The organism is Acinetobacter sp. GW821-FHT09D10 (assembly GCF_059416285.1).
The window spans coordinates 301,306-317,154 of sequence record NZ_JBWKOW010000002.1; the positions used below are offsets into that span (position 1 = coordinate 301,306).

Below are 15,849 nucleotides of genomic sequence, written 5' to 3' on the forward strand. Positions count from 1 at the left end.
TTCAATGAAAGCAATTGAAATAGGTGGCGCCTTGCCAAGCAAAGCGTTTGAAACCCTGCCAAATATTTATTTGGTAGGGCCCATGGGGGCAGGAAAAACAACCGTTGGACGCCATTTAGCCGAACTATTGGGGCGTGAATTTTTAGATAGTGATCATGAAATTGAGCGCAAAACGGGTGCTACTATTCCTTGGATTTTCGAAAAAGAAGGGGAAATTGGATTTCGTACTCGTGAAACCATTGTTTTGAATGAGTTGACTTCCCGTAATGCCTTGGTATTAGCAACTGGGGGCGGTGCCATCACTCAAGCGCCAAACCGTGAGTTTTTAAAGCAGCGCGGTATTGTTGTTTACCTCTACACTCCTGTGGAACTTCAATTACAACGAACGTATCGCGATAAAAACAGACCTCTATTACAAGTTGAAAACCCTGAACAAAAATTGCGTGATTTGTTAAAAACACGTGATCCTTTATATCGTGAAGTTGCTCATTATACGATTGAAACTAATCAGGGCGCTGCTCGTGATCTTGCTCAAAAGATTTTGCAACTTATTTTGTCTAACACGCTAATATAGCCAAACTTACTCGTGGTTTTATAAATTCATGCAAACTTTACATGTTGAATTAGGCGAACGCCGTTACCCTATTTTTATTGGCAGTCAACTTGATCCTAAACAGTTGCTTGAGCCTTATATTCATGGTCAACAGGTCATGATCGTGAGTAACGAAACGGTCGCTCCTTTATATTTATCTCATTATCAAGAAGCGTTAAAAAGTTTGGGTAAAACTATAGCTACTTGTATTTTGCCTGATGGTGAAAAATATAAAGATATTCAACATTTAAATTTAATTTTTGATGCATTGCTCGAAGCTGGTTTTAACCGAGATTGTACGGTTTTAGCTTTAGGCGGTGGTGTTATTGGTGATATGGCTGGCTTTGCCTCAGCATGTTTCCAGCGTGGTGTATATTTTGTTCAGGTTCCTACCACACTTCTTTCACAGGTAGATTCAAGTGTGGGTGGTAAAACTGGAATTAACCATCCACTAGGTAAGAACATGCTTGGTGCATTTCAGCAGCCTCAAGTTGTTTTGGCTGATATGGCTCAACTCAACACTTTACCAGATCGTGAGTTGTCTGCTGGATTGTCTGAAGTCATTAAGTATGCCTTGTTAGGTGATGCAGATTTTCTAGTTTGGTTAGAACAAAATATGGATGGCTTGGTTGGTCGAGATGCCAATCTTTTAGCAGAAGCAGTCTATCGTTCATGTGCTCATAAAGCCCGTATTGTTGCAAACGATGAAAAAGAGCAAGGCGAAAGAGCTTTACTCAACTTAGGTCATACGTTTGGTCATGCTATAGAATCTTACCTTGGTTATGGCACTTGGTTGCATGGTGAAGCAGTTGCTACCGGCATGGTCATGGCAGCTGATTTATCGCAGCGTTTAGGCTGGATTTCAAGCGATGATGTAGAGCGTACAAAAAAAATTATTCAACGCGCTAATTTGCCGATATCATGTCCAAAAATTCCATTGGAAGAATTCCTTGGATATATGGCACATGATAAAAAAGTCCTCAATGGTCAATTACGTTTAGTGTTGTTAAAGCAACTTGGACAAGCGGTAATTACTAAAGACTTTGATGTTGAACTCATGAAACAAGCTATTTTGGCAAATCAACACGGATAATAAATTAAGGTAACACATGACTGTATCACGTACACTTTGGCAGAATGTTCAACAATATATCTGGTTGGTGGGTGGTATCGTCTGCTTGTTTCTGGCTTTTATTTTCTGGGTAATGACTGATAGTAAGAAGCTTGTCGAAGTTGAAAAAGCAGCCGATTCAGATACACCAGTGCAAATTCAGCCAGAAAAAGTGGCAACAACGGCTAACTTGGGGGCTTTAGCTGATGAAGTTAGGCCTCTTGATTTAACTACTCGGACGGTTGTATCTGGTCAACATGAGGCAGAGTTCCGCGGTACAAAGTTTATTAACGAAAACAAGAAACAATGGACGCTTGAGCTGTTCCGTGCATCTGACGAAGATATTATTAAAAACTTTTTAAAGAATCGTTCAGACCGAAATAAATTTATCTACTTCCGATTAAGTGGAGAAAAGCAATCTGAACAATATGTTTTGACATATGGCGTATTTAAACGTTCTGAAGATGCAATTCAGCAGTTAACACAACTGAATCTTAATTTGCCTGAATCAATTAAGCCGCAACCTCAACAATTTTCGACTTATGTGCCACTCGTCAATGACTTAGGTGCGGATGAAATGAAAGGTGGGATTAGCCAAACTTATGAAGTGCGGTTACGCCCAGCTGCCTTACCTAAAATTGATGAGTCTTTGCTTATGGGCGCAGGTGTAAATGGGGCTATCAGTACGCAACCTAAAGTGGCTGCTCCAGCAACGAACTCTACAACTCGGACAACCATTATTCGTCGAGATGCCGAGGGAAATGTTGTAGATGTACACCAGTCTAATTCTGCTGTTGATACTGCTAAAAACGCTCAACAAAATCGTGCAACTGAAGCTCCTCCAAAAAATGCAACAAATGAGGGCACAAGAGGGAACTAACGGTAAGAATAATATGCACAAATATAGTGCAATAATAAGAAATACATATACTCTTTGACCAAGTGTGGTGCATATTTGGTCATTTATTAAAATGATAGCCTGAATAAAACTGATCTATTTTTAATAAATATAAACACTTAAGTTGCAAATTTTATATTGGCATAGTTTTTGCTTTATTCTTGTGCTTATTAATGTACTGCTAACTATTTTGGCGCTCTAAAGAGTGAAGTCTATGCAGAGTCGTGGGGTCGAACTGCTTTAAAAGAGTGCGAAATAAGTCAAAACATTTTTCTAGCAAAAACCAGTGTACGCATTTATGGAACAGCGTATATTGGCTTATCAGCCCAAAATTTTTTTTTGCGAAACATTGAGCTAACTATCGTCCGTAGGCAATATCGCAGAAATAAGTTGTTTGTTTGACGCTCGAAAGAGCCTTATTGAAAGAAGGGTACGCTATGCACATGCCATCGCCTAATACTGTAGCTCCCGCTCAAGGTTTATATCAGCCTGATGAGTTTAAGGATAACTGTGGTTTTGGACTGATTGCCCATATGAAGGGTGAATCAAGTCATCATCTTGTAGAAACCGCGATTCACAGTTTAAGTTGCATGACGCACCGTGGTGGTATTGCCGCAGATGGCAAGACGGGAGATGGGTGCGGCTTATTATTGGCGATGCCAAAGCAATTTTTTCGTGATGAAGCAAAAAAACTGAGTGATATTACACTGAGCGAAGTTTTTGCTGTGGGTACGGTATTTCTAAATATTGATCCAGCATTAGCGCAACATTCTAAAAATATTTTAAATAAAGAAATTGAAGCAGAAGGCTTACGCGTACTGGCTTGGCGTGTTGTGCCTACCAATAACGATGCACTAGGTGAAATTGCACTTCAATCTTTACCTGCTTTTGAACAGGTCATTGTGAACTGTCCAATGGGTGTAACCGAAGTTGAGTTCAACCGTAAGCTATTTTTGGCGCGTCGCCGTGCGGAACAACAATTACAAAAAGATCCGTTATTCTATGTGACTACGCTTTGCTCTACAGTGATCACCTATAAAGGCTTGATGATGCCTGCTGCGATTGCTGAGTTCTATACAGACTTGGCAGACGAACGTTTAAAATCACACATCGTCGTGTTCCATCAACGTTTCTCGACCAACACTTTACCACGTTGGCCGTTGGCTCAGCCTTTCCGTTATCTTGCTCATAATGGTGAAATTAACACCATTACTGCAAACCGTAACTGGTCATTAGCACGTACTCCTAAATTTGAAAATCCATTGTTGCCGGGCTTAACGGAACTTAACCCGATGGTGAACCGTACTGGTTCCGACTCATCAAGCTTAGATAATATGCTTGAGATATTGGTCGGTGGCGGTATGGATTTATTCCGTGCGTTACGTATGCTCGTACCACCAGCTTGGCAAAACGTAGAGACTCTAGATGCGGACTTACGCGCATTCTATGAGTTTAACTCTAAGCACATGGAAGCTTGGGATGGTCCTGCGGGCTTGGTAATTCAAGATGGCCGTCATGCAATCTGTATGCTTGACCGTAATGGTTTACGTCCTGCACGTTGGGTCATTACTAAAAATGATTACATTACCTTAGCATCTGAAATTGGTGTTTGGGGCTATGAACCTGAAGACGTGGTTTCTAAAGGCCGTGTAGGTCCAGGCCAAATTTTGGTAGTTGATACCTTAACGGGCAAAGTGCTTGATACTAAAGATGTAAATACTCATCTTAAAAACATGCGTCCGTACCGTGAATGGTTGCGTGATCATGCAATTCGCTTAAAGGCTAATCCTGAACTTGAAGAACAATTAGTTGATCAAGGTTTAACTGGCGATGCTTTAAAAGCAGCTCAAAAAATGTTTATGGTAACATTTGAAGAGCGTGACCAGTTATTGCGTCCAATTGCTGAAAGTGGTCAGGAAGCTGTAGGTTCTATGGGTGATGATACTCCAATGGCTGTATTGTCTCGTCAAGTACGTCATGTGACTGATTATTTCCGTCAACAATTTGCACAGGTGACTAACCCTCCAATCGATCCATTACGTGAATCGATTGTAATGTCCCTTGAGACGTGTTTAGGTCGTGAGCAGAATGTATTTGAGCAAGGTCCAGAGCACGCAGATCGAATCATTATTTCGAGCCCTGTTCTGTCTAACTCAAAAATACAGCAAATCCGTAGTATTGATCGTGCAGGCTATGAGTCTGTTGATATCAATTTGAACTATGCTGAAGAAGAAGGTTTGCAAGCTGCGATTACACGTATTTGTGAAGAAGCGGCACAAGCAGTTCGTGATGGTAAAACTTTAATTGTTTTAACTGATAAAAATATTCGCCAAGGTTTCTTGCCTGCAAATGCAGCCCTTGCAACAGGTGCGGTACACCATTACCTCATTAAAACTGGTTTACGTACTGATGCTAACATCATGGTTGAAACTGGTTTTGCACGTGATCCGCACCAATTTGCGGTATTACTTGGTTTCGGTGCAACCGCAGTTTACCCATACCTTGCATATGACGTGATTAATGACTTGATTGCTAAAGGTGAGCTTTTAGGTGATCCAATCCATGCGCAAGCGAACTTCCGTAAAGGGATTGAGAAAGGCTTATTAAAAGTTCTTTCAAAAATGGGTATCTCTACAGTTGCTTCGTATCGTGGCGGTCAGCTTTTTGAAGCAGTAGGTTTGTCATCTGAAGTTGTAGACCAGTGCTTCTTGGGTGTTCCAAGCCGTATTCAGGGTGCAACATTTGCTGACCTTGAAAAAGACCAGAAAAAATTAGCAGCTACAGCATGGTCAAATCGTAAACCGATTGATCAGGGTGGTTTGCTTAAATTTGTATTTGATAAAGAGTACCACGCGTTCAACCCAGATGTGATTAACTCATTACATACGGCTGTTCGCTCTGGTAAGTATGAAGACTTTAAAGTATATGCTGAGTTGGTTAACAACCGTCCGGTTGCAACTATTCGTGACTTATTCAAGTTAAAAACAACAAATTCGATTCCAGTTGACCAAGTAGAGTCAGTTGCAGATATCTTGCCTCGTTTTGACTCGGCAGGTATGTCTTTAGGTGCTCTTTCTCCAGAAGCACATGAAGCAATTGCAATTGCGATGAATACGATTGGTGGTCGTTCAAACTCTGGTGAGGGGGGTGAAGATCCTGTTCGCTACGGCACAATTCGTAACTCGAAAATCAAACAGATCGCATCTGGTCGTTTTGGTGTAACACCTGCTTACTTAACTTCTGCTGAAGTATTGCAAATTAAAGTTGCTCAAGGTGCAAAACCAGGTGAAGGCGGTCAGTTACCAGGCGGTAAAGTAAATGGCTTAATTGCACGTTTACGTTACTCTGTACCGGGTGTAACGCTGATTTCACCTCCACCACATCACGATATTTACTCAATTGAAGATTTGTCTCAGTTAATTTTTGACTTGAAACAAGTTAACCCGAAAGCAATGGTGTCAGTAAAACTGGTATCTGAACCGGGTGTGGGTACAATTGCCGCAGGTGTTGCTAAGGCATATGCAGACTTCATTACCATTTCTGGTTATGACGGTGGTACAGCAGCATCTCCACTTTCATCAATTCACCATGCGGGTTCTCCATGGGAATTAGGTCTTAGTGAGGCGCATCAAGCACTTCGCGTTAATGACTTACGTGGCAAAGTACGCGTACAAACTGATGGTGGTTTAAAAACAGGTCTTGATGTGATCAAGGCAGCAATTTTAGGTGCTGAGAGCTTTGGTTTCGGTTCAACACCAATGATTGCTTTAGGTTGTAAATATCTACGTATTTGTCACTTGAACAACTGTGCAACAGGTGTTGCAACTCAACAAGACCACTTACGTCAAGAGCACTATATTGGCGAGCCAGAAATGCTCATCAATTTCTTCCACTTTATTGCGGAAGAGACTCGTGAATGGTTAGCAGCATTAGGTGTTTCTTCATTGAAAGACTTAATTGGTCGTGTTGATTTACTTGAAGTATTACCGGGTGAAACTGAAAAACATGCTCACCTTGATTTAAGTGCATTGTTAACGTCTCATCCATCTGCTGACGGTAAAGCACAGTACTGTGAAGTACAAGGTAATGCACCATTTGATAAAGGTGTATTGGCTGAGAAAATGGTCGTAGAAATGCTTCCTGCAATTGAATCAAGTGTAGGCGGTCAGTTCAACTTCAAAGTTGTGAACTGTGACCGTTCGATCGGTGCTCGTGTGTCAGGTGAAATTGCTCGTCGCTACGGCAACTTAGGCATGGAAGTGCATCCTGTTGTAATGAACTTAACTGGTACTGCTGGTCAGTCGCTTGGTGTGTGGAACGCTGGTGGTTTACACATCCGTCTTGAAGGTGATGCAAACGACTATGTGGGTAAAGGTATGGCAGGTGGTCGTATCTCAATCTTCCCACCACAAGGTTCGCCTTTCCAAACACAAAACACAGCAATTATTGGTAATACCTGTTTGTATGGTGCAACTGGCGGTAAGCTTTTTGCAGCGGGTACAGCGGGTGAGCGTTTTGCAGTTCGTAACTCTGGTGCATTTGCTGTAATTGAAGGCGCTGGTGATCACTGCTGTGAATATATGACAGGTGGTGTTGTGACTGTACTTGGTAAAGTAGGGCATAACTTTGGTGCGGGCATGACTGGTGGTTTTGCTTATGTACTTGACCTTGATAATGACTTTGTAGATTACTACAACCACGAATTGATTGATTTAAATCGTATTTCAACAGAATCTATGGAAGATCATAAAGAGTTCTTGTTGCGTATTATCGATGAGCATATCAAAGAAACAGGTAGTGCTTGGGCTTATAAAATCCGCAATGAGTTCGATTTCTACAGCCGTAAATTCTGGCTTGTGAAACCAAAGGCTGCTAATTTGCAAACGCTTTTGAAAACAACACAAGCTGATCCACAATAATTCCACGACTGCAACGACATAGGCAGGTGCGGGCAACAGTGAAATCCGCGCCTACCCACGGAGAGAGACATGGCAGAACGCCTAAATAATGACTTTCAATTTCTGGATGTAGCACGCCAAGATCCAGAGAAAAAAGATATTACTGTCCGCAAAGCAGAATTTGTGGAAATTTATAAACCTTTTACATCGGAAACTGTCGCTAATCAGACTCACCGTTGTTTAGGTTGTGGTAACCCATATTGCGAATGGAAATGTCCTGTACATAACTACATTCCAAACTGGTTAAAATTAATCGCTGAAGGCCAAATTTTCCAAGCTGCTGAGCTTTGCCATCAAACCAACACATTACCTGAGGTATGTGGTCGCGTATGTCCACAAGACCGTTTATGTGAAGGTGCTTGTACTTTAAATGATGGTTTTGGTGCAGTGACTATTGGTAATGCTGAAAAATATATTAACGACACAGCCTTCGCTTTAGGTTGGCGTCCAGATATGTCAGGCGTGAAATGGACTGACAAAAAAGTTGCAATCATTGGTGCCGGTCCGGCAGGCCTAGGTTGCGCGGATATTTTAGCTCGTGGTGGTGTTAAGCCAGTTGTATTCGATAAGCGTCCTGAAATTGGTGGCTTACTTACATTCGGTATTCCAGAATTTAAAATGGAAAAAGATGTAATGAAGCGCCGTCGTGAAATTTTCACAGGTATGGGCATCGAATTCCGCTTAAATACTGAAATTGGTACAGATGTCACCATTGATGAATTACTTGCAGAATATGATGCTGTATTCATGGGTATGGGAACTTATACCTACATGAAGGGTGGCTTCCCAGGTGAAGATCTTGCAGGTGTTTATGATGCACTTGATTTCTTGATCTCTAACGTAAATCGTTGTCAAGGTTGGGAAAAAGACCCAAGTGAGTACATTAGCTTAGATGGTAAAAAAGTGATTGTACTTGGTGGTGGCGACACTGCGATGGACTGTAACCGTACTTCATTACGTCAAGGCGCTCATGATGTAACGTGTGCATACCGTCGTGATGAAAGCAACATGCCAGGATCTGCACGTGAAGTAAAAAATGCCTATGAAGAAGGTGTGAAATTCTTGTTCAATCGTCAACCGATCGAAATCGTAGGCGAAAATGGCAAAGTGACAGGCGTTAAAGTGGTGACGACTCAAATGGGTGAACCAGATAGTCGTGGCCGTCGTAGCCCTGAACCAGTTCCAGGTTCTGAAGAAGTATTACCAGCTGATGCGGTTTTACTTGCATTCGGTTTCCGCCCAAGCCCAGCTGACTGGTTTGGTAACGCGAATATTAATCTTGATGGTTCGGGCCGTGTTGTGGCAGCTGAAAAGCAAGAATTCAAATTCCAGACATCAAACCCGAAAATCTTTGCTGGTGGCGATATGGTCCGTGGTTCAGACCTTGTCGTGACTGCGATTTGGGAAGGCCGTCAAGCTGCTGAAGGCATTTTAGACTACCTCGGTGTTTAATCTAAAAAACTATTTTTAAAGTTTTTAACAAAGCCTGCTTGATGCAGGCTTTGTTTTTACCGTTAGTCACTTTGACGTTTTTGGCAAATATAATAAGCTTTTTTGCCCTTTTTAGCCTTTTAAGCTCACGACATACTCAAAGCTTCCTTCTTCAATACAATAGGTGTTGAATATGAACATCGCAGGTATGACGGCAGAAAAATCATATTTAAATCGTCGAAAAGCGTTGGGTATTACTGTGCGTCGCCTTGAATTTAATCCTAAGGCGATCAAGCGGCACTATTTTGCCAATTCTCCTCTTATGTCTCACTTTTTAACTGCACTTTCCTCAACTTTTCCTGTAGGAGAGCAGTTTTTTGTAAATAGCGTGCGCAATGTACGTGATAAGGTTTCCGATCCACAATTACAGGCTCAAATTGCCGCTTTTATTGGACAAGAGGCAATGCATTCTAAAGCTCATGATGAGTTTAATGAAGCTTGGCGGCGTGATGATTATAATCTAGACAGCTTTCAAAACTGGCTAAATCAGCGTGATAAATATTTAAGAACGATTCCTCCTAAACTGCAATTGGCACTTACCTGTGCTTTTGAGCATTTTACTGCTCTGCTTGGAGGATATGTTTTACAACATCCAGAGTTATTAAAAACGTTAGATCAAGATGCACTAAAACTTTGGGTATGGCATGCGATTGAAGAAATTGAGCATCGTTCAGTGGCATTTGATGTCTATCAGCATGTGTATGGGGATGATCGTATTCGCCGCTTACTCATGCGGAGTGTCACGACAGGATTTGCCAGTATCGCTTTTTATGGAACAACCCGCTTATTTTGGCAAGATAAATGGAATAGCTTACCTAAAATCGGAGGTAATTTATTTGGTTTATATTTGCTGGTTAAAATGCTTGTTCAGCTCATGCCGGAATATTTCGCATATTACAAAAAAGATTTCCATCCAAGTCAAAAGGATTATGCTCGTATGGTCGATTATTGGAAAAGTTCTTTGGCAGATGAATATCAAATGGCAAGTTTTCAACAAGAAAAAGACCAACTATTAAGTTAATAAAAAACCGGATTGAAAAATCCGGTTTTTAAATCAATAAAATAAAAGCAACACAATAATGCCAAAATCATCATACAATCGAGGAAAGAGGTTAAAAATATAAAGAAAAACTTGAGGATAATGTGACGATGAAAACATTGAAACAACTCGCGATCGCGACGACACTTGCCAGTACCTTATTGTTTTCAGGGTGTGGCTATAACACTTTACAAGTCAAAGATGAAGCAGTAACGGCAGCTTGGTCTGAAGTTCAAAACCAATATCAACGTCGATCAGATTTAGTACCAAACCTTGTGAATGTTGTAAAAGGTTATGCTAAGCATGAAGAACAAGTATTAACCGAGGTTACACAGGCACGTTCGAATGTTGCTGGTTTGAAGGTTGATAAAGAAGTTCTAGAAGACCCAGCTTTACTTGAAAAATACCAACAGGCTCAAAGTCAATTAACAGGGGCTTTATCTCGTCTAATTGCTGTTTCTGAAAATTATCCAGATTTAAAAGCCAATACCCAATTCCAAGAACTGCAAGTTCAACTTGAAGGAACAGAAAACCGTATTGCGGTGGCTCGTAATCGTTATATTACAACAGTGCAAGATTACAACGGATATGTACGCCAGTTCCCGCAAGCAGTGACTGCAAAAGTAATTGGTATGCATCCAAAAGCCAATTTCTCTGCAGAAGCATCTGCACAGCAGGCACCAAAAGTTTCTTTTGATTAATTTTAAGAATCAAAGGAGTGCTGCATGAGAAATAATATATTGCTTCAGCTTAAGCAAATTAAGGTATTTGTTATTACCTTAATTTTGCTCTGTTGCGGTGTTCTTTTTCAGAATGCGGCATGGAGTGAAACTAATATTGCAACCGCTACTGATGAAACTGACACCATCGTAACGGGCAAAATTATTCAGAAGCAGCAGGCTCAAGCTTCCGCTTCTAAAAGTGAGCAGTCTGCTTCTGGCGTAGCTCCCCAAGCTCAAGTCGCCAACGATATGGCAGATGGTGAATCGATTCGTGGTTTGCCAACCTTAAATCAGCCTGTTATTGATCAAGCAAATATATTAAGCGAAGCAGAGAAGCAGCAGCTCGACCAAAAAATTCTAAGTTTATATCAACAAGGCAAAGCACAAATCGGTATTGTTATTGTTCCTACAACAGGGCAAGAAGATATCTTTGATTATGCATTGCGTGTAGGTGAAAAATGGCAACTTGGTTCAGCGAAGCGCGATAATGGATTGCTCATTGCGGTTGCGGTAAATGACCGCCGTATACAAATTTTAACCGGATATGGCTTAGAGGGCGTATTACCAGATATTGTCTCGAGTCGAATTATTAGAAACCAAATTACACCCTATTTTAAACAAGCCCAATATGCTAAAGGTTTAAATGCAGGCGTTGATGAAATCGGAAGAATTCTTAATCTTGATCCAGAAGTTGCTCAGCAAGCTGCTCAAGATTTAAAAGAACGACAACACCAAGCCGCAGAAGAACAACAGGCCAAACAGACAACGCTCACAATGGCTCTATTTATTCTTGTTGCCGGAATTGTGGGGTCATTTATTGTAGGGCGACCTCTTAGTGCATCTACTGCGGGCGTTGCTGCTGCGGTAGCAGGTTTTGTAAATGGTGCAGGTCTAGTGACTAGCTTATTACTTGGTTTTGGAATCTTCTTTTTACTCATTACCTCAATTGCTCAACTTATTTTACAGGCCATTCTGAGTGGCTCTGGTGGTGGTGGACGTGGAGGAGGCTTCGGTGGTGGCGGCGGAGGCTATGGAGGCGGTGGAGGTCGTTTTGGCGGTGGAGGTGCTTCAGGCTCATGGTAACAACATCAGAAACAACACAAATTATTACTCAGCCAAAAATTGAGGAATCTGTAGAGCCAAGTCTAAAACGCTGGTTTAAACATTTCTGTTACTTGCCAGCCAGTAGCCGTTATTTTTCAAAACAAGATAAGCAGACGATTGCTGATGCGGTACAACAAGCAGAACATGGACATGTTGGTGAAATACAGGTTGTAATTGAAGGCCATATTCCATGTTCACAGGCCTATAGACAAAATACCCGATTGAGAGCGCAACAATTGTTTGCAGAGTTAGGGGTCTGGGACACCGCGTTAAATAGTGGAGTACTACTTTATTTAAACTTATGTGAACGTACAGTAGAAATTATATTTGACCGCGGTATTAGAAATGCCACTAATGATCAAGTCTGGCAACAGATTTGTGATTCTATCGTGCAACAACTTAAACAAAAACAATATCAGCAAGCTGTAGTGATTGGTGTTCATCAAATTGGAGAGGTAATGTCACATTTTTATGATGAAAACATGCCAGATCAATCCAATGAATTGGGAAATGCTCCAATTATTATAAATTAAGTTATTGTCTAAAATTTCTATATCTCATAGTTTTTATTTTTTAAAGGTGATTGACAAAAAATGTCACCTATTTATTTATTTTTAAAGAGAATTTGTTCACAAAAACAAATATAAACTTTGATAAGTTTGGTTTACTTTTTTTGATGTGTGATGTGTTGTAGTGAAAAGATATATGACAATTTTTGTCAGTTATTTACAGCGATTTTATATTTATTAAATTGAAAAATTAATATAAGTTTTTGTTTTATAAGTAAAATAAAAGTTGGCATGGTTGCTGCAATATAGTTGATAGCTGAAAAAGCTTATATAAAAACATACATACAATCTTTGGGGAAAAGGCTATGAATGCACAAAAAGGTTTTACATTAATTGAACTTATGATCGTGGTTGCGATTATTGGTATTTTGGCGGCAGTTGCTTTACCTGCATATCAAAACTATACAGTTAAAGCGCGTGTTTCTGAGGTTATTTTAGCTGCATCATCATGCCGTAGTACAATTACAGATATTGTTCAAAATTCACCAGTTGCAAACTTGGGTACAGCTTTATCTACAAGTTGTACAATTTCTCCGACTAAAATGGTGACAGGTGGTTCCGCTGATGCTAATGGTGTTATCACTGTTGTTGGAAATGCAACAAGTTTAGGCGGGGAGACATCTGATACTGCGAATTCTATTATTTTAACCCCTATGATGAGCGCTACTGCTGAATTAACAGCGAATAATGCTGGTGGTCAAACGATTCAAGGTTGGAAATGTGGTCCTAAGACTGGTACTAACCCTATGCCAAACAAATATTTGCCAGGTTCTTGCCAAGGTACTTATTAATAAATAGGTAATTTAAAAAAGACTGGTTAGCCAGTCTTTTTTATTTAAACTATAAAAATCAGCATGAGTTTCTCAAGATGAACAAACGCTTTATATTTTTTTTAAGTCATTTCTCTATTTCTATTTTACTGGCTTTAATAATTATTGCTTGGGTTTTTCTTATTTGGTATCCGCAACCATTAGCTCAAGCGGTTGGTGTTACTCATATTTTTTTAATGATGGTTGCCATAGATGTTGTATTGGGTCCTATTCTTGGATTTTTTGTCTATAAAGAAGGCAAAAAAACACTTAAATTTGATCTCTCGGTTATCATTTTAATTCAACTTTCTGCATTGGGTTATGGTTTGTATAGTATTGCACAAGGCCGTCCTGTATGGTTGGTGTATAATGTAGATCGATTTGAACTAGTGCGCAATAATGAAATTATTGATACTAATACTCAAAAAGTTCAAGCACAATTTAGGAATCCTTCATGGTTTAAACCAAAGTTTGCAGCTGTCCAAATAGCTAAAAATAGTGAAGAGCGTAGCAAGAACATGTTTGAAGAGCTACTTGGTGGTGTTTCTTTAGCACAACGACCAGAGCGTTACGTAGGCTTAGCTCAAGTTAAACCACAAATACAAAAACGTGCTCAAAACTTAAATGAACTAGAAAAATATAATTCTAAGCAGCAAGTAAAAACAGTCCTAAAAGAATATCCATCAGCCGATGCATGGGTTCCTTTAAAAGCGAATGCTATAGATATGGTCGTGTTGATGAATAAGAACTCAGCTCAGGTTGTTAAAATTGTAGATTTAAGACCTTGGAAGTAAAAGTCAGAGATGTGGTGAGAGGATACAGATAGAACTTAATTCTTATTATCCTCTTCCATGTATAATTCTCTCAAGTTCTAGTCTCTAACCTTTTACTATGCAAGTATTCTTCCTATTCCTCGCTGCAATCCTGTTAGGTTTTGCATGGTTGTCTCCATTTCACTATAGCCCTTGGGTCATGTTTTCGAGTGAAGTGAGTACTTTTGGGGCTGGATTATGCGTATTAGCTGCTCTAATTCAGCAAAATATTAAAATTCCTAGGGCGCAACTATTGTTGCTGCCATTTACTTTAATTCCAATAGTGCAGTGGGGTTTTGGTTTAGTTTTTGATTTGAGCACAGCCTTATTGAGTTCATTTTACTTATTAGGTTTTTGGTTTATGGTATTGGCTGGCTACAACCTGTCTTTAGATCAACAAAAGCGAGATCAAATCTTTTCTGGTTTTAGCCTACTTGTAATTATTGTATCGCTTATTACTAGTTTCATTGCAATTTGCCAATGGTTGAATATCGAGTCTCATATTCCTTATGTGCTTAAGTTGCTGGGTAATCGTCCTTACGGTAATTTTGGTCAACCCAATAATATGGCGACCTTTTTAATTATTGGATTATTAGGGTGTTTGTATTTATATGAAAAGAACAAAGTAACTATCTGGTTGTTATTACCTTCAGCGCTCATTATTTTATTTACGGTCGCATTGAGTCAGTCAAGAACTTCATGGATAGTTTTTCCATTTTTACTCATCTATTGGGTGATTAAGCAGTTTAAAAAGCAAAAAAGATTTGGACTTGCTCAAGGCTTTTTGTGGTGCTTAACATTTTTTTTAATTGCTGGCTTAATCTTACCCTATATCACTCAATTCATCGAATTCTCTACAAATACAGAGATTACTGAAACGAGTACGTTTGTTGCTCGGGCAGGTTCAGGGCATGAGCGTGTAGGTATGTGGATACAAATATTGCATGCTATAGCTCAGCAACCATGGGCTGGGTATGGGTGGAGCCAAACTAGTGTTGCTGTAGTCGATAGTATTCAATATGGAACTGTACATGTATGGTTTAATAGCGCCCATAATGTATTGCTTGATTTAATTATCTGGAATGGTATTCCATTAGCTGCTGTAATCATTGCTTACTTTGCGTGTTGGTTCCTTTGGTTAAATCAACAGGCTAAAGAAACCATCTCAATTATAGCGATTATGATGGTGTGTGCGGTGTTTATTCATGCCATGTTCGAGTTCCCACAACGCTATGCTTATTTCTTGCTTACCTGTGGTTTTTTACTTGGTATTGTTCAGGCGCAGACTCCAGTACTCAAAGGAGTTGTACTTAATAAGCAACTTTTTCGCTTAATATGGATAGTTAGTTTACTGCTTATTATTGCGATTTTACGTGATTACAATGTCTATGTTCTGAATAGTAATTTACTTTATAAGAATAAAAAGCCAAATGCAGAGTTCATGGGAAGCAGTAAAATTTTTGTTTTAACGCAGTTTGAAGAGCGTTTAAAATGGATTGAACTTAATCCAGAAACTAAATTACCTGAAGCTGATTTAGTTGAGTGGGGAAATTCAGTAAAGAATAAAGCGACTCCCTATAATTTACGTAAATATGCAAAATTGCTGGCTTATAATGGAAAAATAGAGCAGGCGCAGCGCCAAATATTAATTTTAAAGCATCTCTATAAGCAAAAAATAACGCTACCAGATTTATTAAAAGAAAAGTAATAAAAAAATCCCCTTATACTTAAGGGGATTTTTTTT

Annotated in this window: 12 protein-coding genes; all 12 read left to right on the forward strand. The window is 39.8% G+C overall.

What is annotated here, in order from left to right; genetic code table 11:
• The first annotated feature begins 4 nt into the window (after window positions 1-4).
• Window positions 5-574, forward strand: a complete 570-nt coding sequence (gene aroK, locus AC07M3_RS08105) for a shikimate kinase AroK (RefSeq protein ID WP_003653807.1) — start codon at window positions 5-7, stop codon at window positions 572-574.
• A gap of 28 nt (window positions 575-602) precedes the next feature.
• Window positions 603-1,685 carry a 3-dehydroquinate synthase gene (gene aroB / locus AC07M3_RS08110; RefSeq protein WP_494566985.1) on the forward strand — a complete coding sequence of 361 codons (1,083 nt, stop codon included), beginning with the start codon at window positions 603-605 and terminating at the stop codon, window positions 1,683-1,685.
• A 16-nt stretch (window positions 1,686-1,701) separates the two neighbouring features.
• Window positions 1,702-2,583, forward strand: coding sequence for a hypothetical protein (locus AC07M3_RS08115; RefSeq protein WP_494566984.1), 882 nt, complete (start codon window positions 1,702-1,704; stop codon window positions 2,581-2,583).
• 461 nt (window positions 2,584-3,044) lie between these two features.
• Window positions 3,045-7,520: a glutamate synthase large subunit gene (gene gltB / locus AC07M3_RS08120; protein WP_494567120.1), complete on the forward strand. Its 4,476-nt coding sequence runs from the start codon at window positions 3,045-3,047 to the stop codon at window positions 7,518-7,520.
• 69 nt (window positions 7,521-7,589) lie between these two features.
• Window positions 7,590-9,011: an FAD-dependent oxidoreductase gene (locus tag AC07M3_RS08125; protein WP_056482450.1), complete on the forward strand. Its 1,422-nt coding sequence runs from the start codon at window positions 7,590-7,592 to the stop codon at window positions 9,009-9,011.
• A 172-nt stretch (window positions 9,012-9,183) separates the two neighbouring features.
• The gene (locus tag AC07M3_RS08130; protein ID WP_494566983.1) at window positions 9,184-10,071 is read left to right on the forward strand and encodes a metal-dependent hydrolase; all 888 of its coding nucleotides are present in this window, start codon (window positions 9,184-9,186) and stop codon (window positions 10,069-10,071) included.
• Window positions 10,072-10,199: 128 nt separating this feature from the next.
• Window positions 10,200-10,790, forward strand: a complete 591-nt coding sequence (locus tag AC07M3_RS08135; RefSeq protein ID WP_003653797.1) for a LemA family protein — start codon at window positions 10,200-10,202, stop codon at window positions 10,788-10,790.
• Between the two features lie 24 nt (window positions 10,791-10,814).
• The gene (locus tag AC07M3_RS08140; RefSeq protein WP_494566982.1) at window positions 10,815-11,894 is read left to right on the forward strand and encodes a TPM domain-containing protein; all 1,080 of its coding nucleotides are present in this window, start codon (window positions 10,815-10,817) and stop codon (window positions 11,892-11,894) included.
• The gene (locus tag AC07M3_RS08145; protein ID WP_005044019.1) at window positions 11,888-12,448 is read left to right on the forward strand and encodes a TPM domain-containing protein; all 561 of its coding nucleotides are present in this window, start codon (window positions 11,888-11,890) and stop codon (window positions 12,446-12,448) included. Before AC07M3_RS08140 ends, AC07M3_RS08145 begins: the two co-directional genes overlap by 7 nt.
• Before the next feature lie 341 nt (window positions 12,449-12,789).
• The gene (locus AC07M3_RS08150) at window positions 12,790-13,275 is read left to right on the forward strand and encodes a pilin (protein WP_307012272.1); all 486 of its coding nucleotides are present in this window, start codon (window positions 12,790-12,792) and stop codon (window positions 13,273-13,275) included.
• A 77-nt stretch (window positions 13,276-13,352) separates the two neighbouring features.
• Window positions 13,353-14,087, forward strand: coding sequence for a TfpX/TfpZ family type IV pilin accessory protein (gene tfpZ, locus AC07M3_RS08155; RefSeq protein ID WP_307012270.1), 735 nt, complete (start codon window positions 13,353-13,355; stop codon window positions 14,085-14,087).
• A 97-nt stretch (window positions 14,088-14,184) separates the two neighbouring features.
• Window positions 14,185-15,813: a PglL family O-oligosaccharyltransferase gene (locus AC07M3_RS08160; protein ID WP_307012268.1), complete on the forward strand. Its 1,629-nt coding sequence runs from the start codon at window positions 14,185-14,187 to the stop codon at window positions 15,811-15,813.
• Window positions 15,814-15,849 lie beyond the last annotated feature (36 nt).

What these genes read in the sequence shown, in the direction of transcription:
- tfpZ (WP_307012270.1), top strand. Translation starts at nt 13,353, where the DNA reads ATGAACAAACGCTTTATATTTTTTTTAAGTCATTTCTCTATTTCTATT.
- AC07M3_RS08160 (WP_307012268.1), top strand. Translation starts at nt 14,185, where the DNA reads ATGCAAGTATTCTTCCTATTCCTCGCTGCAATCCTGTTAGGTTTTGCA.
- AC07M3_RS08140 (WP_494566982.1), top strand. Translation starts at nt 10,815, where the DNA reads ATGAGAAATAATATATTGCTTCAGCTTAAGCAAATTAAGGTATTTGTT.
- gltB (WP_494567120.1), top strand. Translation starts at nt 3,045, where the DNA reads ATGCCATCGCCTAATACTGTAGCTCCCGCTCAAGGTTTATATCAGCCT.
- aroB (WP_494566985.1), top strand. Translation starts at nt 603, where the DNA reads ATGCAAACTTTACATGTTGAATTAGGCGAACGCCGTTACCCTATTTTT.
- AC07M3_RS08115 (WP_494566984.1), top strand. Translation starts at nt 1,702, where the DNA reads ATGACTGTATCACGTACACTTTGGCAGAATGTTCAACAATATATCTGG.
- AC07M3_RS08130 (WP_494566983.1), top strand. Translation starts at nt 9,184, where the DNA reads ATGAACATCGCAGGTATGACGGCAGAAAAATCATATTTAAATCGTCGA.
- aroK (WP_003653807.1), top strand. Translation starts at nt 5, where the DNA reads ATGAAAGCAATTGAAATAGGTGGCGCCTTGCCAAGCAAAGCGTTTGAA.
- AC07M3_RS08145 (WP_005044019.1), top strand. Translation starts at nt 11,888, where the DNA reads ATGGTAACAACATCAGAAACAACACAAATTATTACTCAGCCAAAAATT.
- AC07M3_RS08150 (WP_307012272.1), top strand. Translation starts at nt 12,790, where the DNA reads ATGAATGCACAAAAAGGTTTTACATTAATTGAACTTATGATCGTGGTT.
- AC07M3_RS08125 (WP_056482450.1), top strand. Translation starts at nt 7,590, where the DNA reads ATGGCAGAACGCCTAAATAATGACTTTCAATTTCTGGATGTAGCACGC.
- AC07M3_RS08135 (WP_003653797.1), top strand. Translation starts at nt 10,200, where the DNA reads ATGAAAACATTGAAACAACTCGCGATCGCGACGACACTTGCCAGTACC.